The organism is Aquimarina rubra (assembly GCF_042684305.1).
Classification (GTDB): Bacteria; Bacteroidota; Bacteroidia; order Flavobacteriales; family Flavobacteriaceae; genus Aquimarina; species Aquimarina rubra.
Window position 1 is genome coordinate 2,004,322 of the sequence record NZ_JBHULE010000019.1, and the last position, 24,985, is coordinate 2,029,306.

Consider the following 24,985-nt stretch of genomic DNA (forward strand, 5'->3'; position numbering starts at 1 on the left):
TTTGTATGGTTAGCAAAAACCAAAAGAAATTAATAAATAGTTTACATCAAAAAAAATACCGAAAACAACATGGATTGTTTGTGGCAGAAGGAAAAAAGGTGATTCATGAGTTTTTAGAAGCAGGTTTAAAGCTTCATTCTATATTTACCTTAGATATTTCTTATTTTGAAACATCTTCTGATCATACTTATGTAGTCACTGAAACGGAGCTAAAAAGTATTAGCTTTTTGACTACACCACAGGTAGCATTGGCTGTATTTCATATCCCTGATGCAAAACCCATAGATTATCAAGGTTTAATTTTGGCGTTGGATGATGTACGGGATCCGGGTAACTTGGGTACCATCATTCGACTATGTGATTGGTTCGGTATTACGAATCTTATTTGTTCTGAACAAACGGTGGATTGTTATAATCCAAAAGTGATTCAGGCTACAATGGGATCCGTGACCAGAGTGAATATAATCTACACTCATCTACATAGTTTTTTGATAGAACAAGAAGAAATGCCTATCTATGGAACTTTTATGGATGGTCATACGATTTATCAAGAACAATTATCTCAAAAAGGGATTATTGTTATGGGCAATGAAGCCAACGGTATATCGGCAGAAATTGAGCAATTGATATCCAAAAAAATCGCAATACCGAGATTTGGAATAACACAAAAAACAGAAAGCCTCAATGTGGCAACTGCTACTGCGATTATTCTAAACGAGTTTAGACGAACTTAGATTTATTCTTATTGAAAAGTAAAGTTGATAAAAATTCCTCTTGATGACATTTTATCTATAGCCGAAGTGTAAGGACTGTCTGGGTCTGCATCACGAACTAATTCATCAGACATCGCAAAAACACCTCGTATAGAAGGAGTAAATTTAAAATAGAACAGATAAAAATCTATACCGAAACCAAGCTCAAAATAATTGGTATTTGTTTTAGTTCTAAACTGTCCCACACTATTATCATCCGGATTATCCTCATTACTTGATAAGTTAAGAGAAGTAGATACGCCTCCGACAATAAAGGGCTTAAAATTGTTAAGTCTTTTAGTAGAAATTTTTAACAATAAGGGGATATGTACATAGGTTGATGTAACTTCTCTTTGAGATTGATTGGTATCAATATCAGGCGAATTAAAGGTAAGATCCCTTCTCACAAAGGATACCTGAGGTTCCAGTCTAAGATCCAGATAATCATTAATTCTCATATTACCTAACAGTCCTACATTAAAACCAATGGACTTAGCAACTAATATATCTCCATCTAGTATTGGATCTTCTCCTTCTGGAGTAGCTTTATAATCAAAATTAAAGTCGTAGCTGTTAAAACCAAGAATATATCCCCAACTTAATCGAGGTTTATCATAGTTTTGAAGATTTCTAACTCGTTCTTTAGAAAATAATTGTGCACTCATAGTCTGAGTACATACAATAACAGCTATTGCTATAAAAAGTCTTTTCATATTATTTTGTGGCTGTATAAATTGTGGCAACACCAAAAGTTTGCGGATTATCCTCGACTTCTATAAACCCGATTTTTCTCAAAATATTGTTGAAAGCGTCTCCATAAGGAAAAGCAGCAGCACTTTCGCTTAGGTATGAGTATGCAGATCTGTCTTTAGAAAAGATCTTACCGATTAAAGGTAGAATAGTAGAAGTATAGAGTTTATATCCCTGTTTATATGGAGTTTTGGTGGGTACAGAAGTTTCCAGAACTACAAAAACACCTCCTGGTTTTAATACTCTATATATTTCTGTAAGCCCTTGTTCTAGGTCTTCAAAATTTCTTACACCAAAAGCTACTGTAATGGCGTCAAAGTAATTTTCCTCATATGGCAGACTTTCTCCATCTCCTTTGACCATAGAGATGATCTGATCCAGTTTTTTTGCTTTTATCTTGTCTTTTCCTACGTCCAGCATTCCTGCCGAGATGTCTAAGCCAATAATTTCTAAGGCACCTGTTTCAGCCAGATTGATAGCCAGGTCTCCGGTTCCGGTGGCAACGTCCAGAATTCTATTCGGGTTAGAATTTGCAACGATCTTTACTACTTTTTTTCTCCACTTTACATCAATTCCAAAAGAAATCACTCTATTAAGACCGTCATAGTTACCCGAAATAGTATCAAACATTTCTGTAACCTGTTCTTTTTTGGTAGTGCTCTTGTCTTTGTATGGAGTTATCTTTTCTGACATTCAAAAAAATTTAGGCAAATATACATTTTTGATATGGATCGTAGGAAAAGATTGTCATTTTGTTGTGATAGGATATTTGTTTTAAATCGTTAAATACAAATTAAGTTTATGCAAAGCTTTGCTTTTTTTTAGCTAAATGAGCTCATTAATACTGACGTCAAAAAGAGCGCTAATGCGATTAAAATTGCTTCAATTAGTTTAACGGCATTCTTATCTTGCATTATGTGCTGCAATGTGATTCCTAAAAATAAATATACAATCACTAAACAAGTGATTCCAAGTACAATAAATCCACCCCAAATTGCTTCGCTAAAAAGTCCATTACTTATTGAAGTTACTAGTATAATGGCATATGTTACGGTAAAAATTAAAAGTATAGGCCAATTTTTCATTCTCTTTTTTAACCAAAACCAAAAATCTCGAAAGTTGTTTGACATTTTTTGTAATTATTAGAGGTGTTAATCAATGTCTTCAGTTCTGTTTTCAATTTAAGATTACTAAAGATCTTTTCATATAGAGTTTAATGTTATTAATTTTGTGTTTTTTGTTCAACTCCTGTAATGGTAGCTTCTGGAGGCTCTAGTTTTATGGTTATTTTACTCTAATTACTGTCAATTTCAGGATGAAATATAATCGATATTATAGAGCTTTCAAATCAGTTATATTCATTTTGTCATTTTATTAATTTTTTGAAGTATTTGCTCTTTTTCATATTTGAGCCCATACAAATGTGCTCCTGTATACTCTATAAAATCTTTAGAACCTGGTGCATTGTCAAAAATGACTTTCCCTTGTGTATATGGAACATCTTTATCCTCTTTACTATGTATGAAAAGTTTGTCGATATTATCAACACTTTTTATATCCTCTTTTGCAGAATAAGGAGAGATATAGTTTTTTTCTAAAAATTCTCTGTACTGAGGCGTTGCGTGCATAGCAATATCTGTAAATGAAGCCATAGCTCCTTCTAGAACCAATCCATCGATTTTATCCTGATTGTTTTTGGCTAAAAGTGTAGCGATTTGAGTTCCGATAGAAATTCCATAAATTATTTTTGGTGTTTTCTTAATTTCTTCTCGTTCAAGAAGCAGTTCAAAAAATTGCTGACCGTCTTTGGCAATATTTTTATGTGTAGGAGTTCCTGTTGATCTACCGTAGCCTCGGAAATCTATCATTACTATCTGAAAGTTATTCTCTGCTAATATTCGGGTAAGCGGAAGGTAATAGGTAATGTTTCCGCCTGCTCCGTGAAAGTAAAATATGGTTGCTTTAGGTTTAGTAGCAGGTTTTAGGATTAATGCGGAAATTGTATCCGTTTCTACATTAAATTTTAATTCTTCATAATTTTTCCATTCGATGGGTCTCAAATCCTTTTTAGGGTAATAGAATTTGTCATCCATTTGGGCATTAACAACAATAATGTTCGTTAGTAATAAAGCCAGTGCTAAAAGTTTTGTTCTCATTGATTAAGAAGTTAGTGTTTATAGTGCTAAGATGTTGCTATTACTGAATTTTCTAAAAAAGTAATTACTGAATTGTTGTTTTTGCCTTCCGAAATGTATTTGATCAAGGGATCTATAAATAGAAGCTTGGTAAGGTACTATTTCCTAATTATTTCACCAGTTTCTGAAATTCCACTATCTTTGTAGGCTTTTATTTTTTAGCAATAAATTCTCACCTAGTTTATGGTGGATTTTGCTGAAGTTTAATTTTATCTTTTGATGATAAATAATAGGAAAAACGGATGAAAATTATTATTGCCGGTGCTGGTGAAGTCGGATTTCATTTGGCAAAATTACTTTCATTTGAATCTCAGGACATTACACTTATTGATCCTGACAAAGAATGCTTGAATTATGCAGATAGCCATCTGGATATTAGAGTAATTAAAGGAGATGCTACATCTATAAGTATTCTAAAAGATGCAAGAGTACAGAATGTGGATATGGTGATTAGTGTTACTTCTAGTGAGACGACTAATATTACGGTTTGTGTATTGGCAAAACAGCTTGGAGCAAAACGAACCATTGCCAGAATTTCTAACACAGAGTTTATAGAGAATAAGGAGGAAGTTGGTTTTATCAAATTCGGAATTGATGAATTGATTTCTCCGGAAGCTTTGGCTGCCAGCGAAATTGAGTTACTCCTCAATCAATCTGCTTTTAGTGATAGTTATGAGTTTGAAGATGGTGCGCTGACAATGGTGGGTACAACTTTGTCCAATACTGCATTATTTGTTGACAAAACGGTTAGAGAGGCGGCGGATATATTCCCGGAGCTTCATTTTATGCCTATTGCAATCCAGCGAGCAGGTACCCAATATACAATCATTCCTAGAGGCGATACGAAGTTTAAGGAAGGAGATCAGGTGTATTTTGTTACTTCTAAAGGTGGAGTGGAAGAACTTTATAAATTAACAGGAAAGGTAAAAGAACAGATCAAAAAAGTAATGATCCTGGGTGGTAGTAAGATTGGATATAAAACTACTTGTGATCTATGTGATCATAAATTTAAGGTGAAACTTATCGAAACGGATAAGGAGAAAGCTTTTGACCTAGCTGACGATCTTCCTAATGCGTTGATTATAAATGGTGATGGGCGTAATGTAGAATTGTTAGAAGAGGAAAATATAGACGATATGGACGCCTTTATTGCAGTTACAGGAAATTCGGAGACGAATATTATGTCTTGCCTGGTTGCAAAGTCCAAAGGAGTTCGTAAAACCATTGCTCTGGTAGAAAATATGGATTATTTTCAGCTATCTCATTCTATAGGAATTGATACCTTGATTAATAAGAAGCTATTAGCAGCAAACAACATATTTAGATTTATTAGAAAAGGCGAGGTTGTTGCAATGACCAAGCTAAATAATATGAATGCAGAGTTACTGGAATTTATTGTGAAGCCAACTTCTGAAGTGAGTGATAATCTAATTAGAGATTTGGATTTTCCTCGTTCTGCTATTATTGCGGGAGTGATCAGAGATGGAGTAGGAATGATTCCGTTAGGAGGTTTTTATATCAAGGCCGGCGATAGAGTAGTGGTTTGTTGCTTGCCAAAATCAATTAAGAAAATAGAAAACCTTTTCTTATAGCATGTCCAGACTAAACTTTAAAATTATTACACATATTATGGGGCTTTTATTGCTCTGTAATGGAGGTTTTATGCTGATAGCTACCATCGTAAGTTTTATTTACAAAGATGGTGTTACTATGCAAATCATGCTGGCGGCGCTATCTACGATGTTTGTGGGGATAATTTTAATGTTTCTTACCAGAGAACATCAGAAATCCATCAACAAAAGAGAAGGGTATATTGTAGTTACTTTTGGTTGGATATTTATGTCCCTAAGTGGAACTTTACCCTATATATTTTCTGAAGCAATTCCGTCGTTTACCAATGCGTTTTTCGAGACCATGTCCGGATACACAACTACCGGAGCTTCTATACTAAACGAAATAGAAATTGTTCCAAAAGGAGTTTTGTTTTGGCGTAGTCTTACCCACTGGATTGGTGGAATGGGAATTATCGTACTGGCAGTGGCTATTTTACCATTGCTGGGAATAGGTGGTATGCAGCTGTTTGCGGCAGAAGCTCCAGGTCCTAGTGCCGACAAATTACATCCAAGGATTACTGATACTGCCAAAAGATTATGGCTTATCTATTTTGGGTATACTGCTGCAGAAACCATTTTACTAAAGGTTGCCGGAATGGATTTCTTTGATGCGATAAACCATGCATTGAGTACATTGTCCACAGGAGGATTCTCAACAAAAAATGCCAGTGTTGCCTATTGGAATGATCAACCGCTGATTCAATATATTATCATGTTGTTCATGTTTCTGGCTGGTATGAATTTTATACTGAGTTATTTTGGTTTTAAAGGAAAATTTGGGAAGTTTTTAAAGGATGAAGAGTTTAAATGGTATATCATCTTTTTAGTTGCTTTTACTGCGGTCTCAGCACTTATTATTTATTTAAAGGCAGATCCCGCAAACTCGGTAATAGATCACCCGATGGTATATGGTGAGGCAGAGAGCGCTTTTAGACATGCCTTGTTTCAGGTGTTGGCGGTTATAACTACTACTGGATTTGTTTCTGCGGATTTTACGGTGTGGACGCCTTTTTTAAAGATCGTCTTCTTCGGGTTATTCTTTTTGGGAGGCTCTGCTGGATCAACCGCCGGAGGTATGAAGATTGTAAGACACCTTATCACTATAAAAAACGGTATTCTGGAATTTAAAAGAACATTACATCCCAGAGCAGTGTTACCCGTGCGATATAATCAAAGAGCGGTTTCTAAAGAAATCGTATTCAATATACTGGCCTTTTTTATATTATACATGCTGTCTTTTATTATAGGATCTTTGGTACTGGGAATGTTAGGATTGGATTTTGAAACTGCTATAGGTGGAGCAGCTTCATCTCTTGGAAACGTCGGTCCTGCATTAGGTAAGCTGAGCCCCGTAAATAACTTTGATGTATTGCCGGCATTTGGTAAATGGTGGTGTTCTTTCTTAATGCTTATCGGAAGATTAGAACTGTTTACTGTACTGATTTTACTTACTCCTTTCTTCTGGAGAAATAGGTAATGACCTGGAGTTGAATTAATCTGAAATGTGTTAGTTTGAGTGAAATTCTGTTAAGAATTTTATATCGAAAACAAGTGTTTTATTACCAAAAAGCTATTCTCTATATCTACCTGGCTCTGGCAGACAGGCAATCTTTCTCCATTTTACCACGAAAACTTACTCGAACTGACGCTTTTATGACTTACCCGATATTAACCGAATTCAGGTTAATAGCATAACGTGAATTTGACACAATTTTAGGTTTATTACTAGAAAAAAATATACTCATTAAGCCTCTCCTTTTGGGGATAGGAGCGAAAAGCAATTCTTAGGTTTATTTCAAACGTATATTACTATAGTTGGCAGATACCATCAGAAAGATTCTTCCCAAGGTCCGAAAGCATATGGATTTATGTGCCAAAGCTTCGCAACTTTTTTAATGGTATCCTTTACAGAGCCTTTTACACTTTGTAGGTATTCTTGTTCGATAAAAAAGATATCGAGAATAGATTCGTAATAGGATACGGTGTCTTCTATTTCAGAAGGTGTATAGTTTAAGATTTCATCTTCTGAATATGGAGCTTTGAAATTTTCTTTGAAAATTTGAAGCACATTTTTTTGAACAATACGTTCTTTTTCAACAATGTCCATAAATACAAAAAGTAGGTTTTAAGATTGTTTTGTATGCTCAAACCACAATTTGTCTCTTTCTTATAAGTGTTTTCCCCAAAACAGTTAAAAGTAACGTGAGTATAACTCCAAAAACATCAATTTATTTTAGAAAAACAAAAAACCGATGATTTTTATGGAATCATCGGTTTTTTAATAGAAGTTATTTGATTTTGTTAAGCTATAGTAGTGCTTTTTTGATTCTACTTACTGCTTCCTTGATTTGCTCAGTGCTGGCTGCATATGAAATTCTAATACAATTTCCATTTCCAAACGCATCACCGGTAACTGTTGCTACATTTGCGTGTTCTAATAAAAACATCGAGAAGTCTGATGCGTTTTCTATGGTAGTTCCTTGAATGGTTTTTCCGAAGTAATAAGAAACATCAGGAAATACATAAAAAGCACCTTCCGGTTCATTACATTCGAATCCCGGAATATCAGCCAGTAAATCTAAAATCAGTTTTCTACGATTTTTAAATTCATCTACCATGTATTGAATCTTGCTAACCGGTGCTTCTAACGCAGTAATGACTGCTCTCTGAGCAATACAATTAGCTCCACTGGTTACTTGACCTTGCATTTTGTTACAAGCTCGGGCGATCGCTTGTGGTGCTCCGATATAACCGATTCTCCATCCCGTCATAGCAAAAGCTTTCGCTACTCCATTAACAGTAACTGTTCTGTCATACATGTCATCAAATTGCGCCATAGATGCGTGATCTCCTACATAATTAATATGCTCATAGATCTCATCACTTACTACAATGATATCCGGATATTTTTGCAATACATCCGCTAATGCTCTTAGTTCTTCTTTACTATAAATAGAACCACTTGGGTTACAAGGAGAACTATACCAAATCATTTTGGTTTTTGGCGTTATTGCTTTTTCTAACTGCGATGCAGTCATTTTAAAATCATTTTCTATAGAAGTTTTCACTTCTACCGGAACTCCTTCTGCTAGTTTTACAATATCGCTATAACTCACCCAATATGGACAAGGTAGTATAACTTCGTCTCCCGGATTAAGATATACCTGAGCTACATTGTATAAAGATTGTTTTGCACCTGTAGAAACTACAATCTGAGAACGATCATACGTTAAGTTGTTATCTCTTTTAAACTTAGTGATAATCGCATCTTTTAATTCTACATATCCATCAACGGGAGTATACGAATTGTAATTGTCGTTTACCGCCTGGATGGCTGCGTCTTTAATAAAATCCGGTGTATTAAAATCCGGCTCTCCTAAACTGAGTCCGATGATGTCTTTTCCTTCTGCTCTTAGTTCTCTAGCTTTGGCAGCCATCGCTAAGGTTGCAGAGGCTTTCAATTTGTTGATCTTGTCTGATAATTGAATACTCATTTCCGATACTTGTGTGCTCATTTTGGTAATTGGTAAATAAAAGTTATGGTTGCATCGCGGGTTTCATTCCCATTTCTTTTAGATGTCTAAAATGGGCCATAATCGCTTTGCGGGTGGTTTTATATTCGTTATATGGTAGATTAAATTCCTGAGCAGTCTGCTTTACTATTTTAGAAATTTTAGTGTAATGCACATGACTAATGTTCGGGAAAATGTGGTGTTCTACCTGATGATTTAGTCCTCCGGTAAACCAGTTCACTAATCTGTTCTTGGTGGAGAAATTCACCGTAGTAAATAACTGATGAATTGCCCAGGTATTTTTCATAGTACCAGTTGTGTCGGGTAACGGCATTTGTGCTTCTTCTACCATATGCGCTAATTGAAATACGACACTCAAAATAAGACCTGCTACATAGTGCATAATGAAGAATCCTATTAAGATTTTCCACCAGGCAATAGACAAGATTAGCATAGGGATTACAATCCAGATCATCACATAAATCATTTTAGTGATCACTACGGTACTCCATTGTTTTAATGGGCTAGGTAATTTTCCATAAGACAGCTTACGCTTTAGGTAATTTCTGGTTTGTTTAAAATCAGTGGTGATTGCCCAGTTAAAGGTCAATAAACCATATAAAAATACAGAATAGTAATGTTGGAATTTATGAAAACGTTTCCATTCTGCGTGTTTTGTAAAACGAATGATTCTTCCGGCATCCATATCCTCATCATGACCGTGGATATTTGTATAGGTATGGTGTAGTACATTATGCTGTACCTGCCAATTGTATACATTACCAGCTAGGATATAAAGGCTACTTCCCATTAAATTATTGATCCATTTTTTTGAAGAATAGGATCCGTGATTTCCATCATGCATTACATTCATTCCTACACCGGCCATACCAACTCCCATGATAATGGTCAATAATAACATCCACCATTGAGAGATGTCTAGGGTAAGGATTAAGAAATAGGGTGTGAGAAAAAGAGAAAACATGACAATTGTTTTCAAGTGTAATTTCCAGTTCCCGGTTCGCTTAATATTATTTTCTTTGAAATATTGATTTACGCGTTTGTTCAGAGTTCTGAAAAATTTTGCGGAATCCGCTCGGCTAAATTTTACGTTTGGTGTAGTCATGGGCTTTGTATTTATGACTTAACGTTTTTCGTCATAATTTATTCGGTAAAGTTAGGTATTTATATTTTTTTAACTTCTTAAAAAGTAGTAAAATATAAGAAGTTTACATGTATTTTTGCGCTTTAAAACGTACTTGATGGATATACTACTCAAATATTTCCCCGAATTAACAGACGATCAGATAGATAAGTTCAAGCAACTTGGCGAATTGTATAAGGATTGGAATGCTAAGATCAATGTAATTTCCCGAAAGGATATCGATCTCTTGTATGAGCGTCACGTACTGCATTCTTTGGGTATTGCCAAAGTACAAACATTTAAAGAAGGTTCTAAAATATTAGATGTGGGTACAGGAGGAGGATTTCCCGGAATACCCTTAGCAATTTTGTTTCAAGAAACCGAATTTTATTTGGTAGATGTAATTGCAAAAAAAATACGGGTGGTTAATGAAGTAGCTGGTGCTTTAGGTTTAAAAAATGTAAAAGCAGAGCAACGAAGAGCAGGAACGTTTGATGATCGTTTTGATTTTGTCGTGAGTAGGGCAGTGACTAATATGCCTGATTTTGTGAAATGGGTGCGTAAAAATGTAAAAAAGAAATCAAATCATGAATTACCCAATGGTATTTTGTATCTAAAAGGAGGTGATCTAACAGAGGAGTTGGCTTTATTTCCAAAAGCGACTCAATACAATTTGCCCGATTATTTTGAAGAAGATTTTTTCGAAACCAAAAAAGTGGTGCATCTTCCGGTAAAATATAAGTTGTAAAGAGAGTGCTCAATTGTGCTGAGATACCGGTTAAATAATAACACAGGTGAGTTGAGTTAGAGCAAAAACAAAAAGTTGTATTTGTGTTTTCAATATATCATAGAATTAGTAAGTTTGTCAACTTAATTGATTGAATAATGGATATGAGAAATACGCTGAGTATACTTCTAATTATTTTTTGTACACTATCTGTTTTAGGCCAGAAAATAAAAACAGCTTCTGGAGATATTTCTGTATTAGCTGGCGAAAAAGAACTATCAGTCAGTTTTGGGTATGAGAACATAAAGGTACATGGATTCGCTACAGAGGAAGAGTTTATAAAAGATAAGGTACGAATAAGAGAAAAGCATAAACCAGGATCCGGTGAAAGATTTAAAGGTTCTTGGTTCGCAGATAGAGATACTGTATATGCGCCAATGTTTATTGAAAACCTGAACTATGCGCTGCCTAAAAAAAGAAAAATTATAGTTTCCAGAGATAATCCTAATGCAAAATACAATTTACACGTGCAGACATTGTGGGTGTATCCTGGATATAACGTTGGTTTTTCACAGCCTTGTAAAATAGAAGTAGCACTTAAGCTTTATGAAATAGCAAACCCGGAGAATGTTGTCTGGGAATCAAAATCACCTATGCGTGTGGAAGCTAAAATAGCCCCTTATAAGAGAGAAGTGAGAATTGGAGCTGCATATGCGGCCCTAGCTATGAAACTGTCGTGGTTTTTAAGGAAAAAGGCAAAGTAAAACGAACTTAGTTCTTTTTAATACTATTCGGTGATAGTAAGCCAACACTTGTAAAAAGAGAAGTTAACTATGCTGTACTACTAATTGCAAGTTAGCACAAGCAAGGTTTTTTCTGTTGTAAACAACAGTCAATATTGATAGTCACAGTTTAGAGCTTTTTGATGTCTGGTATTCTAGAATTTACTAGGTTGTTGGAATGTAAATTTTAACAAAAGCTCCTTTGTCATCATTATTTCCATTTTCCATATGACCGCCGTGTATCTCTATAATTTGATTTGCCAAATAAAGACCTAAACCGGGATTGTCATCGATATGATTTTTATTGCTAAACGTAACATTGTTAGTAATTGTAAATCCTTTTTCAAAACCATCTCCTTCATCTTTTACTGTGATTACAAGGTTATGATCGTGATCATCAACTAGAACAGAAACAGTGCCTTTGTTTGGTGAATATTTCATGGCATTATGTATGATATGAAAAAGGGATTTGCCAAAGTAGTTAGAGTCTACAACTATAGTATCTATATCCGTATTAAATTCTGTTTTAAAAGTAACTTCCTTTTCGTTTTTTTCAAGTGTAACCTTGTGTACAGTCTTTTCTATAATGTCTCTAACCTTAACTTTTTCTGGTTTTAGGATATCCTTGTTATATACGTTGATAAGGCTTATATCCAGTGCTTTTTTTGAAAAATCATTTAGTCTTGAAGCAGACAGGTCCAAAATTTCGATTAAAGAGGATGCTTCTTCAGATAACTTAGAATCTTTTAAAAGACTAAGGCCTCCGATAATGCCATTTAATGGTGTTCTTATTTCGTGGCTAATAATATTTATAAACTGTGATTTTGCTTTATCAAGTCCTATTAGTTTTTTATTAGCAATCTCTAATTCTAAAGTTCTTTCGGTTACTTTATCTTCAAGCCATTTGTTTACTTCACTTAACTTGTCTTTACTAATCTTTAATTCTTTAAGCGTATCCTGAAGTTTTGATAAGGTGGATTCTAAGTCAGTTTTTGATGTTTCTAGTTCTTTTTGATAGATCTTAATGTCAGAAATATCCCTAAGTAATGCGAATACCTGATTACGACCTTTTACTTCTATAACGCACATCGAAACTAATACCGGAGATTTACTTCCATCAGCATTATCGATGTTAAATTCAAATGATGAGGTTTGAGTCGGAGACAACTTTTTAACCTTGTCTTCTTTTAAATTAATAGGATTTTTATGACCAAGCTGACGTTTTGATGATATTTCAAATAGAGAATGACCAATCAGTTCGTTTTTAGATTTTTTTCCTAGTAAGCTTACAGCAACATCATTGCAATCGTTTATGATTCCTTTATCATCATAGTCAAAAACCAGTAAAGCATCAGGTAAAGAAGAAAATAAACCTTTATATTGAGTTTTACTTTGCTTGAGTTGTTCCATTGCAGAGGTGATGTCCTCATTCTGCTTAGAAATAATACGCTTTTGCCTGCGTAATAGTCGATATCTACTATATACGTACATCAGGAACAGCAATGTCAAGGCCAAACATCCGTATAAGGCTATTTGCTGGATTTTTGATTTCTCTAATTGCGCATCCCTAACTTGAATCGAGGCATCTTTTATCAATTGTTCTCTTACAAAAGCTAGGCTATCTGCCATTGCCTTTTTTTCATAAGAAGACTTGTACTCTTGGCGGATAACTTCGCGCTGATTTTGTTGACTGTCAATACTATCTTTTTTTGCTATATAAAGCTCTAACATCTCTAAAGCTTTACGTGGATTTCCGGTTGCTTTATAGCTATTGTAAAGCGCATGTGCTGCTTCTTTTATTTCTATAATGTTTCGTATCTCTTGCGCTTGATTTAATGCACGTTTATTATATGCGATAGCATTGTTATAATCACCTAACTCATTATAGTTTTCACCAATGTTTCTTAGGATTTTTGTCGTTTTTCCAACCTCACCTATACTTTCCATTTGTATTAAACTACGGTTGTAAAAGTCCTTGGCCTTTTCATAATCACCTTGATCAAAATAGACTTTTCCAATGTTATTTAAAGAAGTTGCGATCCCTTCTTTTTCTCCGATTTCAGTACTAATAGTTAAACCACGAAATAGATAATCAAAAGCATCTTTGCTATTGTTTAATTTGTTATAAATGAGTCCGATATTATTAAGGGAGCCTATAATTCCTTTTTTATCACTCATTTCTTCGGCGATGGCCAGGCTCTGATTGTGATATTTAAGGGCATTTTCAAAATCACTCTGATTCGTATATATAAGCGCTATGTTGTTTAAGGTACTGGACATAGCTCTTTTATCTCCTATTTCTTCTACCAGAGAAAAACCACGTCTGTAATAATCTATGGCATTCACATAATCACCTTGTTCAAAGTAATTGATCCCCATATTGATAAAGCTATAGGCCATTCCCTTTTTATTACCCATTTCTTTTTTAATGGCCAAACTACGATTATGGTAGTCAAGAGCTTTTGTGTAGTCACCGCGTTTATAATAAACAACGCCTATGTTATTTAATGATGCAGAAATTCCTTTTTTATCTCCTATTTCTTCTCTAATCCTAAGACTGCGATTGTAACATTTTAGAGCGTTGTTAAAATCTCCTTGATCCCTAAAATTGTTTCCTATGCCATTTAAGGTGTTGGCTATTCCGGCTTTATTGCTTATTTCTTCGTGAATGCTTAAACTCTGTGTGTAATGATCATTAGCAAGGTCATATTTGCCTTGATACATTAGAGAGATTCCCTGCATGTTCCTTGCATTGGCCATTTGTTTTTTAAGCCCTTTGCTTTTTGCAAAGTCATATTGCAATTGTGCATAATAAAAGGCGCTATCCGGTTTAGAATATAGATAGCCTTCATTGACCATTTGGTTGATTGCATTTAAACGGATGGTATCATGTCGGGATGTGTTTTTCCAGATGCTCTTTAGCGAGTCAATATTGACTTGTGCAGAGCTCACAAGGCAACTGCAAGAAGAAATTAAAAGATATGCAATTATGTTTTTTATCAATCTTTTGTCATTTAATTATAAAATCACTTGCTTTTTCTTTCTTTCTTCTTCATTCTTTAAGCAGGTACTTAGCTTGTAGTTTTTAATAATCGAACCGCGGTGTTTTCTGAAACAATTTGTATTTCTTATTTGTTGGTTAAAGGGATTTTGAAAAAAATTGATCATCTAAAATTTCGGGGCTATATTGCTATTTCACGAAATGCTTTTACAATATCTAATGTATGAGATACATAAAGCTAGAAAGTGATTTTATATCTCTCTTAACCAAATATAGGCATTTTAGTAGACTTAGGTGAACGTCCAAAACCATTATTTTTTTACAGGTTTTGGATGTTGATTTTCATAATAAATCTTTATTGGATTGATATTTTATTTTTTGTAAGAATTAAGTAGGTTTTAACGTTTGCTTATGTTGGCTAACGTATTTAATTTTCAGTTCTCTAAATCGTTAATCCAGTTCTGCATTTTCTTAGTAAATGGTATTTGATCAGATTTGTTAATCATCTCAAGCATCAGTTTCTTAAATCCTTCATTCCATTCAATTCCTTCTCGCTTACTTAACAATTCAACTTGATGAGGCCAACCCATTGCTCGTCCTTCAATTTTATATTCGATCGTTATAAACTCATTTAACAATTTCGTCCAATGTGGCTCTCTCCATTTACCGAAATCAGCCCCATGCATAAAGGAAACAATATTGTCTCTAGTCACATCGCCAACGTACATAGACATCCGGTAGAGAAAGTGGATCATCTTTTCGGTTTCAAGTTTTTTCATTTTTTATACGATAATGTATTTGTGTACGGCTTGTTGTGGAAAACTATACTGAATTTCCGATTAAGGAAACAAGATGGTAAATTTCGCAATAATTACCCAGTAACAAATTCGTAAACAATATGTTATAAAAATTGTTGTAAAACTTTACTAATTGATTTTAAAAGTCTGTTTTATTCTTTCCATTGTTTTGTTTGACTCTTTGCTATTTTCTTTTGCCTGGGTCAAGGAATCTTGAAATACAAGCAGGCTTTTCTTTCCATTATTATCAACTACTTCGAAAACATTTAATTCGAGATTAATTCCTGCAAGAGTAACAGACAGTTTTATTCCATTCAACTTTGAAGAATTTATTTGTTCAGTTATTTCTTTAGTTGAACAGTTTGATTGTCCGAATTGGCTTATCATTTCATCGACATATTCCTTTACATCCATTTCTACAATTGGTCTTATAACCATGATTGTAAAATCATTGCCTGATAAAGTCCAAATGTCATTGGTTATTGATAATTTTGCCTCAAATGAATATGTTCTTGGGTATTCAAATTCAATATTATTGTGTGGAAATAGTTTCCATTCATAGACTCCGATTGTTGTTTCAGATTTGTTGGCTAATCCCTTCCATTTTTTTGGTTGATTCTCGACAAAGTATTGAGTTTCATTTTCCGTTTTAAGTTCAAAAATTAATGGCGGTTCCTCATCTTTTGATAATCTAATCTCAAAATCTTTAAAATTAATTTTCGATTCCTTTTTGTGTTCGCAAGAGGTTTGAGAGAATAAGCAAATGGATGCTATTAAAACTATCGATGAGTTTTTCATAATATTTTACAACGTTTCTTTTATGGTGCGTTTGCTTCCCAAAGGAAGCAAATACAATATACAAATCTTTGTGCAACGTTTTTTATTTATCGTTTTTGGTATATTCACTTTTTCCGTCAAATGATTTGTTTTCCGACTGAAACAAAAGTAGCCCAAGTCCCAATGCAAATAATAAACAACAAATAGCCATTAGGATACCATTCTTTAAAACGAAAAACGAAATTCCAATTAAGGGTGCGCCAATGATAACTAATAATGAGATAAATGGCTTCCTGCGAATAAAATTCCAAGCGTGTAGCGATAATCCTGTTAGCAGAAATGAAGGTCCAAGTACTTGGAATGGATAAAATATTGAAGGAGTATTGCTAATTTGATTACCTAATTCTGCTCTCCCAGCAAAATTATTTCCATAGCTCCACATCAGTAAATCTAAAGCACAAAGTCCAACGTTACCAAATACCCCTAAAGTTGTTAAAAAAGAAGCAACTGAGTTCATTTTATTTTTAGGGAACACATTGTTAAAATTGATTAGTAATGCTCCACCTATCAAGTTCATCCAATGAGCAAAATCAATCGGTTTCTGAGAATAAATGAATACGGAACCTTGTGAAAACATTATATAACTAATAACGAAAAGTGCGAGTCCAATAAGACACAATATTTTAGTTTTACTCATATTTTAAGGTTGATTTTTAATCTCGATTAACGTTAAATTTAGTTATTAATAATCAGTTAATCGTTTTTTTCCTTTTTTCAGTGTCTTTTTCTCTTCGTTAGTTCGAGGAATTAGTCATATTCTGATGTAGGGAATTTTTCACAACGTGTTTGTGTATGGTTTCGTTGCGAATTTCAGTTGAGCGCTTTGCATTTCAGATGAGCCGCTTGCGGCGAAAATTCGCAGTTGGGAAAAAGTGAACAGCTGGGCTAGTTCGATTTTTCTTAAGAAATTAAGATAATGAAATGTAGGAAATAATCTTTCTCTTAACCGATTCACCGCAATGAACTATACACGGTTTTGTACCCAGTAGTATTTGATAATAATTAGTTTGTCAAAATACGCATGTCATTTACTAATCGTTCGATTTCTTTATTATTTGTTCCATCATAAATTCCACGTATTTGTTTTTTCTTGTCCACCAATATAAAGTTAGGTGTATGAATAAAATCTTGTAGTCCGCCATCACCTTTTTCTATAACGGCAAAATAACTTTTTCTTGCTAATTCATAAATATGCTTTTTATTTCCAGTTGTAATATTCCATTTTGAATCTATTACGCCTTTGTCGGTGGCATATTTTCTTAACACAGGAATACTATCAATATCAGGTGTTACTGACAATGATAAAAACATAATATTTTCATTCTCTAAATATAATTTTTGAAGTTTACCCATATTATTGGTCATTACAGGGCAAATACTTAGACAACGAGTGAAAAAGAAATCGACTATATAAATTTTATTATGGTAATCTTTTTGAGTTACAATTTTTCCATTTTGATTTATTAATTCAAAGTCAGCTACTTTATGATTCTCACTTGTATTTTGTAGACTTATATCTACCAATTCCGGATTAAAATCTGAGGGATTATAAACGGGCAATTCATTTTTCGTTGTTCTATTACACGATACTGAACAACAAATAATGAAGGCTATGAGAATACTATAAGGTTTACCTAAGCACATATTAAATGGTATTCTGTTTTATAAATGCATTAGCCTCTTTAATTTCTTTTCTATCGCTATCTATATTCCTAGTTAGTTTTAGCAATGCTTCAAAATAAATGGCTGATTTTTCGATATTACCAGACTGTTTTGCTGCAATGGCCGCTCCATAGAGACCGTTGAATCTGTTTGGACGCCTTTCTAGATTTAACTCATAGGCTACTAATGCTTCTTGAGGTTTATTTAATGCTAAAAGCATATCAGCTAAAAGTTCATCTGCTGGTAAGATTTCACCTGGTGTTACGGGATGTTTTGACGTTTTACTTTCCATATCAGCAGCAGTAGTCATAAGCGATACCGCTTCAACATTATTACCTTTTTTTAATTGCATCCAGGCTTCAATGGTTTTAATTTGGATAGCAACTTGGTTAGCTTTATAGGCATCTTTTAATGTTATTAATTCCTTTTCAAAAGAACGTAGTAAATCAAGTTCGTTTTGAGCCTCATTTAAATTATTAATATGTATGTTCCCCAGAGCTTTTGCATAGTGAAGTAATGCTTTCTGCCAAGGGAATTTCTGCCACTCTAATCCCGCAATTTGAGGCAATTCAATACCTGCGGCCTCTTTCCAATTTTTGTTTTCCACGGCTAAACGTGTAGGAATAGCAGCGGCTGTATATGCAATTTTGAAGTTAGGCGGAAAGATTTCTTTAAAAGATTTAAGATACTCATATTGTTCATAAGCAAGTTTGTTATTTCCTTTTTGCAGATAGGCATAAACCAAATATCCCATGGCGTGTACTTCTTCATCCCAATGTGCTCCAGGTGAAATGCTTTCGGCATAACAAATTGCTGATTCGGCAGAATTAAGATTAGTGTCAATTGATTCATCCCAAAGTCCCAAACGTGTAAATATATGTGATGGCATATGTTGGGCGTGGGCAGAATTTGGAGCAATATCTGCATAGCGTCTAGCTGTGCTCAGTCCTAGTTTGGCCAATTCTTGATAATCATAGGAATGAATAATATAGTGTGCAATACCCGGATGGTTCGGTTCTTTTCTGAACAAATCGTCTAATATTTGTCCAGCCTCACGTTGTTTTGAATAGGTTTTGTCTGAGGCTACTGCTGATGCACGAAGGGCCAAGGCATAGAATACAGCTACTTCGGTATCCTTGCTATTTTCTTCATACATATCTTTCATTTTTTGGGCATAAGCAAGCTTTCGGGTTTGGTTATCAACTGATTCCCAGTTCTTATAAAAAGAACCAATCGCGTCTAAATATTGTTCCGCTTTTTTTGATTTGGGTAGTTTTTCAGCTACTGCCATAAGTTTTACTCCTTTTTCTAAAACGGATTTCTCTGGAGGTGCCCATAATCCATGATAGATACTCATTGCTACGCCCCAATAAGCCATGGCACAATCAGGGTCTTTATCTATTATTTTTACAAATGCTTTTTCTGCTTCAATATATTCAAAGGAATGGAGCAAAGAAATGGCAAGATTGAAAGTTTCTCTTGTTTCGTAGCTACAAGATTCAGAAAAGTTGACATCTCCAAATTGTCCATTACCACACAATTGAAGATCGCCTCTCAAAAGATTTAACGCGGTCAAGTTTGGATTTGGTTTATCGTTTTTACAGGAAGAAACTAAAAAAAAGAGAATAACCCCTAGACTTAGCAAAGTACTTTTAGAATATTTCATTCTTCAAGGTACTGAATTAATTTTTAAGGATTTGTGCTATTGGGTACAACATGTTTATATGCGTACTGGTACATATATTTCAATTATAATTTTTGATTGTAGCTGTTTGTAACTATTTATAAACGTTTGTGTACGTAAGTGTAGCGTAGGTTACAATTTTATAAAGAAACGTAAATTTCCCTGTAATTCAAAAATAAGAAATCAGATTTACTTCTTCTTGTTATATAAACGATAGTAATACCAAGCAGCAATACCACCAATACAAGAAAAAAACGCCAGCATCCAAAACACGTGTTGGTGTCCTTGTATACCCGGTGCGTTGTCTAACAAATAGCCCATCGCAGGACCGGCAAAGATATCAGGGGTATACCCAATTAAAGAAATAAGTCCCACCGCTGTTCCGGTAAGTACCAATGGGATTTGGCCTCTTTGCATCACCGCAAAATATAGCGAACGTGCAGCATAGACTCCGATTGCGACGACCAATATGGATATAAAAAATAAGCTGGTTGCTGATGCTGTGATGAGACCCAACGCAAACAATAAAGCACCAAAGAAAGAGATGACAAAACTAACCACCAACCAGAACGTAGTTTGTGTGCGATCTGCCAATACACCAATCAACACACCAATCACAGGGCGTATAAATAGCAAAAAAGTGCCCACTTGAGCAGATTGTACCTGGTCATATAACAGTACATCTTTGGCGTATAAAGAAAATACATCGGTGATTTTGTAGCCTACATAAGCACATAAAATAATGATCATCAATAACCAAACAGAAGGTAATCGCAGCACTTGTGCAATTTGTGAGATGGTTATTTTTTCTAAGATGATCTCTTGCTCGGTTTTTCGATCTAGTTTCATAAAAAACCACACAAGAATACCAACCAGGCTTACAATACCAGATGATACTAGTATCACTTGTTTAAATGCTGCTCTGCTTTCTGAGAGGGTTGCTTCTGCAATTTCAGAAGTAATAAATAATGAAAAAATGAAGACACCCATAGCCCCAAATAATGCTCCTACTAATCCTCGTCCCCCATCAAGAAACCCAAATGCTTTTCCCTGTGAGGTGGATCCACCCCAAACACGGGTAGCTTTGATCATCGGAGCCCAGAATAGAAAAATAGTGGTAAACCCCCAATAGCCATACAGTATTTTTAACATAGTGTATCCCGGAAATGTAGCATAGACCAATCCTCCTAAAGCTGTCATCCATAATGCAACTGCAATCAATTTTCTTGGAGGGAATTTATCCGCTAAAGGACCACCAAAAAGATAGGATAACAAAGCGACAATTCCGTATACAGAAAAGCATAATCCTAACTGTAGGTTATCCAAACCAAAGGCTTCGAGTACTGTGGGTCTAAAGACTCGTGCGAGTACAAAAGGAAGAATAAATACAGATTCTCCAGCCAAAATCAGTAATACTAAAAAATACCAGGGCGCTTTTTTTTGATTCATGGAGTGTAGCGTATGCTTTTGTGGATATCGATGTTTGCCTAAAGATAGTGTTTGTGATTGATTTGAATTCATTTAGATTCTTAGAATTTTTTTCATATAAATGAAAATTTCGGTTTAAAATGAAGATGGATTCCAGCCTACATTTAAACACGCTCAATATGACACGTCGGAATTACAAAAAACTAAAAAAAGAAGCTAAAACTGTCATTCCAGCTTACTCGTCTGCCTAAACGTAATTTTCGTAGAGGCTGGAATCCAAAGTAATGGTAATAAGTTTAAAAGGGCTTCCGTAATAGTGAATCCGGAATTGTAGATAGGGAAATAAAATAAAGAAAGATGGCTGTGTGATCAAGATGTTATTAACCTGAGTTGGATATGAAATATATTGTTATTTAGTGTTTTACAAACTAAAGGAGTTCCTTCTCCTTGGACGACAACGCTACAGCGATGGGCGCGATGAGGCTTAGGAGTTAGGATGAGGGGCTTTCATAATAAAAACCCTCACCTTAATCCCTGCCTATGCCTTCAGGGGAGAGGAAACATAAGAAAAATAATCACAAGCAATGAGACTTTATCTATACCTTTTTACACCAAAATCAGCTTATTAAGACTCATCCTTTACATTCATTCGCATACGAACTAGGTATTTTTCAAAGCCTGCTTTTTCATAGGCTCTAATGGCTCTTGGGTTTTGATCATAAACATCAAGTTGTATTTCGTGGATATCCTTTGCTGCAAACCAATCTGATACATATTGAATTATTTGCTGACTGATTCCCTGTCCTCTAAACGCTTCCTTTACATACATAAAGCCGATGTATCCCATCTTAGGTTGCTTAAAGAACTCTTTACGATCTCTGATCTGACCATAACCACTACCTACAACTTCTCCGTCAACTTCTGCCACTACAACTTCGGTATGATCGGATTTTATATATTCACCAAGATCATAATAACTGATTTTTTCACCGCTTTTTAGCGTAGAATCCATGGGTCTTTCTGCCTCTATGAGTTTTTGCTCAAAATCCAGTAGTGTAAGCAGGTCTTCAATTTTTGCAGGACGTATGATCATTTTCTTGCGTTTTTACTATCCGTTAGACTGTTGTTTCTTTCTAAAAATACTAATCATTAGATGTAAGAGTAGTAGTGGTTGGACGATTAATATGATTGTGAAGGTGACTAGCTGGATGATTAGTAGGTTTTCTTTTATTGCTCCATTTTTAAATTCTTCAGAATACCAGTCCGATTCAGAAGGGAAAAGCAAAGGAAGCAATAAAAGAATAAAAATTCCGCCAAGCGTACCTAGTAGATGGATTTTAGTCAGTAATGGTTGTCTTTTTCTATTCAGTTTGTGAATGGCATAATATACCAAGCCGATAACAACAAAAAAAAGAGAAATGAGATTAAAAATGTGTGTGATAGATATCACAAAATACGTATCATGCACATTGATATTTAGTGTTTCTTCGCCAAAAGAAAAACCGTATATCAATAAGATTGGAATCAAACTCCAAAAAATGATATACGGTTTGTGGATTATATACTTCACTAGAAATTATTCTCCTAAGAAAGGATATCTGTAATCTTCTGGAGTTACAAATGTTTCTTTGATCGTTCTTGGTGATACCCAACGTAAAAGGTTCAGGTATGATCCAGCTTTATCATTTGTACCAGATGCTCTGGCTCCACCAAATGGTTGTTGTCCTACAACCGCGCCTGTTGGCTTGTCATTGATATAGAAGTTACCCGCTGCATTTTCTAACGCTTTGGTGGCCTCGGCAGCAGCATATCTGTCTGTAGAGAAAATAGCTCCTGTTAATGCATATTCGCTAGTTTGATCTACCAATGCTAAAGTTTCTTCCCATTTGTTATCATCATATACATAGATGGTAATAACTGGTCCAAAAAGCTCTGTACACATCGTAGTGTATTTAGGATCTTCTGCAAGGATAACGGTTGGTTCAATAAAGTATCCTTTGGATTTATCATATCCACCACCAGCAATGATCGTTGCGTCTTTATCTTCTTTTGCCTGATCAATATATTTCGCAAGTTTATCAAAAGAACCTTCGTGGATGACAGCAGTAATAAAGTTACCCATATCTTCCGGTGATCCCATTTTAAAGGATTTGATATCCGCTTTTAAGTGTTTTTCTACATCAGCCCATAAGCTTTTAGGGATATATGCTCTGGACGCAGCACTACATTTTTGTCCTTGGAATTCGAATGCACCACGAGAAATACCTGTAGCTACTTGCTTGGCATTTGCACTAGGATGCGCTACGATAAAATCTTTTCCTCCTGTTTCACCTACGATTCTTGGGTAGGTTTTATAGTTATGGATATTGGTTCCGATTTTAGCCCAGATATCTTTAAAAACGTGCGTACTACCTGTAAAGTGAATCCCCGCAAAATCAGGACTTGCCAACACAGTATCGGTAATCATTACAGGATCTCCATACACTACATTGATAACACCATCAGGCACTCCTGCTTCTTTAAAAATATCTACAATCACTTTTGCAGAATAGATTTGGCTATCACTAGGTTTCCAAACCACTGTATTTCCCATTAAAGCAGCACTAGCCGGTAAGTTTCCGGAAATGGCAGTAAAGTTAAACGGAGTGATTGCATAAATAAATCCTTCTAGCGGTCTATACTCTAATCGGTTCCACGCACCTGAAGTAGAATCTGGTTGATCTTCATAAATCTGAGTCATAAATTCTACATTGAAGCGTAAGAAATCTATAAACTCACAAGCAGCATCAATTTCTGCCTGAAAAATATTTTTAGATTGCGCAAGCATGGTAGCTGCATTAATTTTAGCTCTATAAGGCCCGGCAATCAGTTCTGCAGCTCTTAAGAAAATAGCAGCACGCTGTTCCCAAGCTAAATCTGCCCATTTTTTACGAGCTTCAATAGCAGTGTCAATGGCTTTCTGAACATGTTGCTTTTCGGCTTTATGATAGGTTCCTAATTGATGTTTATGGTCGTGTGGAGGTGACATCGTTCCTGTGTCTCCGGTTCTGATTTCTTCACCGTTAATGTATAAAGGAACATCAACAGTAGCATTATACATTGCTTTATAGGTTGCCAGAACTTCTTCTCTTTCAGGAGTTCCCGGAGCATATGATTTTACAGGCTCATTGATTGCTGTTGGAACTTGAAAAAAACCTTTTCCCATGATCTTGTGTATTTAGTTTGATTTGTAAGATGTGTTCGAATACTTAAAGCCGCAAAGATAGGAAATTATGTAGGGTAATATTGATTTTAACCTTTTATAAACATGTATGATATGTATTTTTTTTTGTAAGTTGTACGAAATTTATCCGACCCAAAAATCTATGTGTACAGTAACGTTGATCCCCACCCAAGAAAACGGTTTTATACTGACCTCTAATCGTGATGAGGCTATAAACCGAAAAACCTTAGTTCCTGAATTTTACCAAGTTGATAAAACCAGAATGCTATTTCCGAAAGATGCTGTAGCGGGAGGAACATGGATTGGAATTAGTGATAAAAACACCATGATTTGCCTTCTTAATGGAGGTTTCGAAATCCACGAAAGATCGGTGTCGTATAGACAAAGTAGAGGAGTAGTGGTAAAAGATTTTTTGAGTGCTGACCATTTGAAAAAAGCCATTTCTGAATATGATTATACAGGAATCGAGCCTTTTACCATAGTTGCGGCGAATTGGCAATCAGATCTTGAGTTTTTTGAACTAGTTTGGGACGGAAGACAAAAACATGTCAGAGCTTTAGAAAAAGAAACCCATATTTGGTCCTCTTCTACCTTGTATACTCCTGAAATGAAGAAAACAAGAGAAGATTGGTTTGACGTATTCCAGGAAGCAAACGTATTAAGTGTTGACATGCTATTAGATTTTCATAAGAATGCGGGAATTGGGGATAAGGATGTAGATTTGCAGATTGATCGAGGGTTTTTAAAGACCAGAAGTATTACTCAGGTTGTTAAAACTGATGAAGAGCTTTCTATGCGTTATGAAGACCTTCAGAAGAAGGAAGTAAATATCGTTGCTTTTGAGGCGATTACTGCTTAACTGAAACTGATACTAAACT

Annotated in this window: 23 protein-coding genes; 6 read left to right on the top strand and 17 right to left on the bottom strand. The window is 34.9% G+C overall.

All coding sequences use genetic code 11. The annotated features are described in order from the left end of the window. The first annotated feature begins 5 nt into the window (after nt 1-5). Nucleotides 6-734 (top strand): TrmH family RNA methyltransferase, encoded by a 729-nt coding sequence (locus ACFSR1_RS17405; RefSeq protein WP_378294292.1) that lies wholly within the window; start codon nt 6-8, stop codon nt 732-734. 8 nt (nt 735-742) lie between these two features. Here ACFSR1_RS17405 and porT read toward each other — a convergent pair whose 3' ends face one another. The 4 genes from porT to ACFSR1_RS17425 form a co-directional block, all read right to left on the bottom strand. Beyond that, nucleotides 743-1,465: a type IX secretion/gliding motility protein PorT/SprT gene (gene porT, locus ACFSR1_RS17410; RefSeq protein ID WP_378294293.1), complete on the bottom strand. Its 723-nt coding sequence runs from the start codon at nt 1,463-1,465 to the stop codon at nt 743-745. Between the two features lies 1 nt (nt 1,466). Further along, complete coding sequence (gene ubiE, locus ACFSR1_RS17415) at nt 1,467-2,195, bottom strand: bifunctional demethylmenaquinone methyltransferase/2-methoxy-6-polyprenyl-1,4-benzoquinol methylase UbiE (protein WP_378294294.1); 729 nt, start codon at nt 2,193-2,195, stop codon at nt 1,467-1,469. Between the two features lie 128 nt (nt 2,196-2,323). Continuing rightward, entirely contained in the window at nt 2,324-2,587 is a 264-nt protein-coding gene (locus tag ACFSR1_RS17420) for a hypothetical protein (RefSeq protein WP_378294295.1), read from the bottom strand. Nucleotides 2,588-2,860: 273 nt separating this feature from the next. Continuing rightward, entirely contained in the window at nt 2,861-3,658 is a 798-nt protein-coding gene (locus ACFSR1_RS17425) for an alpha/beta hydrolase (protein ID WP_378294296.1), read from the bottom strand. Between the two features lie 281 nt (nt 3,659-3,939). Here ACFSR1_RS17425 and trkA point away from each other — a divergent pair, with 281 nt between their 5' ends. Continuing rightward, nucleotides 3,940-5,289, top strand: coding sequence for a Trk system potassium transporter TrkA (trkA, locus tag ACFSR1_RS17430; RefSeq protein ID WP_378294297.1), 1,350 nt, complete (start codon nt 3,940-3,942; stop codon nt 5,287-5,289). A 1-nt stretch (nt 5,290) separates the two neighbouring features. Continuing rightward, on the top strand, nt 5,291-6,787 hold the full coding sequence (locus ACFSR1_RS17435) for a TrkH family potassium uptake protein (RefSeq protein ID WP_378294298.1): 1,497 nt from the start codon (nt 5,291-5,293) through the stop codon (nt 6,785-6,787). A gap of 351 nt (nt 6,788-7,138) precedes the next feature. Here the strand turns inward: ACFSR1_RS17435 and ACFSR1_RS17440 are convergent, their stop codons facing one another. The 3 genes from ACFSR1_RS17440 to ACFSR1_RS17450 form a co-directional block, all read right to left on the bottom strand. Beyond that, nucleotides 7,139-7,417: a hypothetical protein gene (locus ACFSR1_RS17440; RefSeq protein ID WP_378294299.1), complete on the bottom strand. Its 279-nt coding sequence runs from the start codon at nt 7,415-7,417 to the stop codon at nt 7,139-7,141. Nucleotides 7,418-7,616: 199 nt separating this feature from the next. Next, a complete protein-coding gene (locus ACFSR1_RS17445; RefSeq protein ID WP_378294524.1) occupies nt 7,617-8,804 on the bottom strand; it encodes a pyridoxal phosphate-dependent aminotransferase in 1,188 nt (395 codons plus the stop codon). Nucleotides 8,805-8,847: 43 nt separating this feature from the next. Beyond that, nucleotides 8,848-9,948, bottom strand: coding sequence for a fatty acid desaturase family protein (locus ACFSR1_RS17450; RefSeq protein WP_378294300.1), 1,101 nt, complete (start codon nt 9,946-9,948; stop codon nt 8,848-8,850). Between the two features lie 136 nt (nt 9,949-10,084). Here ACFSR1_RS17450 and rsmG point away from each other — a divergent pair, with 136 nt between their 5' ends. Together rsmG and ACFSR1_RS17460 are read left to right on the top strand one after the other, a co-directional pair. Beyond that, entirely contained in the window at nt 10,085-10,714 is a 630-nt protein-coding gene (gene rsmG / locus ACFSR1_RS17455; protein ID WP_378294301.1) for a 16S rRNA (guanine(527)-N(7))-methyltransferase RsmG, read from the top strand. Between the two features lie 143 nt (nt 10,715-10,857). Beyond that, nucleotides 10,858-11,457, top strand: coding sequence for a hypothetical protein (locus ACFSR1_RS17460; protein ID WP_378294302.1), 600 nt, complete (start codon nt 10,858-10,860; stop codon nt 11,455-11,457). 183 nt (nt 11,458-11,640) lie between these two features. Here ACFSR1_RS17460 and ACFSR1_RS17465 read toward each other — a convergent pair whose 3' ends face one another. The 10 genes from ACFSR1_RS17465 to pruA all read right to left on the bottom strand — a co-directional run bounded on the left by ACFSR1_RS17465 (nt 11,641) and on the right by pruA (nt 24,089). Beyond that, nucleotides 11,641-14,478 carry a tetratricopeptide repeat protein gene (locus ACFSR1_RS17465; RefSeq protein WP_378294303.1) on the bottom strand — a complete coding sequence of 946 codons (2,838 nt, stop codon included), beginning with the start codon at nt 14,476-14,478 and terminating at the stop codon, nt 11,641-11,643. 432 nt (nt 14,479-14,910) lie between these two features. Beyond that, nucleotides 14,911-15,231 (bottom strand): hypothetical protein, encoded by a 321-nt coding sequence (locus tag ACFSR1_RS17470; RefSeq protein ID WP_378294304.1) that lies wholly within the window; start codon nt 15,229-15,231, stop codon nt 14,911-14,913. Between the two features lie 171 nt (nt 15,232-15,402). Continuing rightward, nucleotides 15,403-16,071, bottom strand: a complete 669-nt coding sequence (locus ACFSR1_RS17475) for a hypothetical protein (protein ID WP_378294305.1) — start codon at nt 16,069-16,071, stop codon at nt 15,403-15,405. A gap of 82 nt (nt 16,072-16,153) precedes the next feature. Next, on the bottom strand, nt 16,154-16,747 hold the full coding sequence (locus ACFSR1_RS17480; RefSeq protein WP_378294306.1) for a hypothetical protein: 594 nt from the start codon (nt 16,745-16,747) through the stop codon (nt 16,154-16,156). A 365-nt stretch (nt 16,748-17,112) separates the two neighbouring features. Further along, on the bottom strand, nt 17,113-17,670 hold the full coding sequence (locus ACFSR1_RS17485; RefSeq protein ID WP_378294307.1) for an SCO family protein: 558 nt from the start codon (nt 17,668-17,670) through the stop codon (nt 17,113-17,115). Between the two features lie 85 nt (nt 17,671-17,755). Continuing rightward, the gene (locus ACFSR1_RS17490; protein ID WP_378294308.1) at nt 17,756-19,438 is read right to left on the bottom strand and encodes a hypothetical protein; all 1,683 of its coding nucleotides are present in this window, start codon (nt 19,436-19,438) and stop codon (nt 17,756-17,758) included. A 207-nt stretch (nt 19,439-19,645) separates the two neighbouring features. Continuing rightward, a complete protein-coding gene (locus ACFSR1_RS17495) occupies nt 19,646-20,905 on the bottom strand; it encodes an MFS transporter (protein ID WP_378294525.1) in 1,260 nt (419 codons plus the stop codon). 604 nt (nt 20,906-21,509) lie between these two features. Beyond that, nucleotides 21,510-21,977 (bottom strand): GNAT family N-acetyltransferase, encoded by a 468-nt coding sequence (locus ACFSR1_RS17500; RefSeq protein ID WP_378294309.1) that lies wholly within the window; start codon nt 21,975-21,977, stop codon nt 21,510-21,512. Between the two features lie 15 nt (nt 21,978-21,992). Continuing rightward, a complete protein-coding gene (locus tag ACFSR1_RS17505; protein WP_378294310.1) occupies nt 21,993-22,454 on the bottom strand; it encodes a hypothetical protein in 462 nt (153 codons plus the stop codon). A gap of 6 nt (nt 22,455-22,460) precedes the next feature. Beyond that, nucleotides 22,461-24,089: an L-glutamate gamma-semialdehyde dehydrogenase gene (gene pruA / locus ACFSR1_RS17510; protein WP_378294311.1), complete on the bottom strand. Its 1,629-nt coding sequence runs from the start codon at nt 24,087-24,089 to the stop codon at nt 22,461-22,463. Between the two features lie 160 nt (nt 24,090-24,249). Here pruA and ACFSR1_RS17515 point away from each other — a divergent pair, with 160 nt between their 5' ends. Further along, complete coding sequence (locus ACFSR1_RS17515) at nt 24,250-24,966, top strand: NRDE family protein (RefSeq protein WP_378294312.1); 717 nt, start codon at nt 24,250-24,252, stop codon at nt 24,964-24,966. The last annotated feature ends 19 nt before the right edge of the window (nt 24,967-24,985 follow it).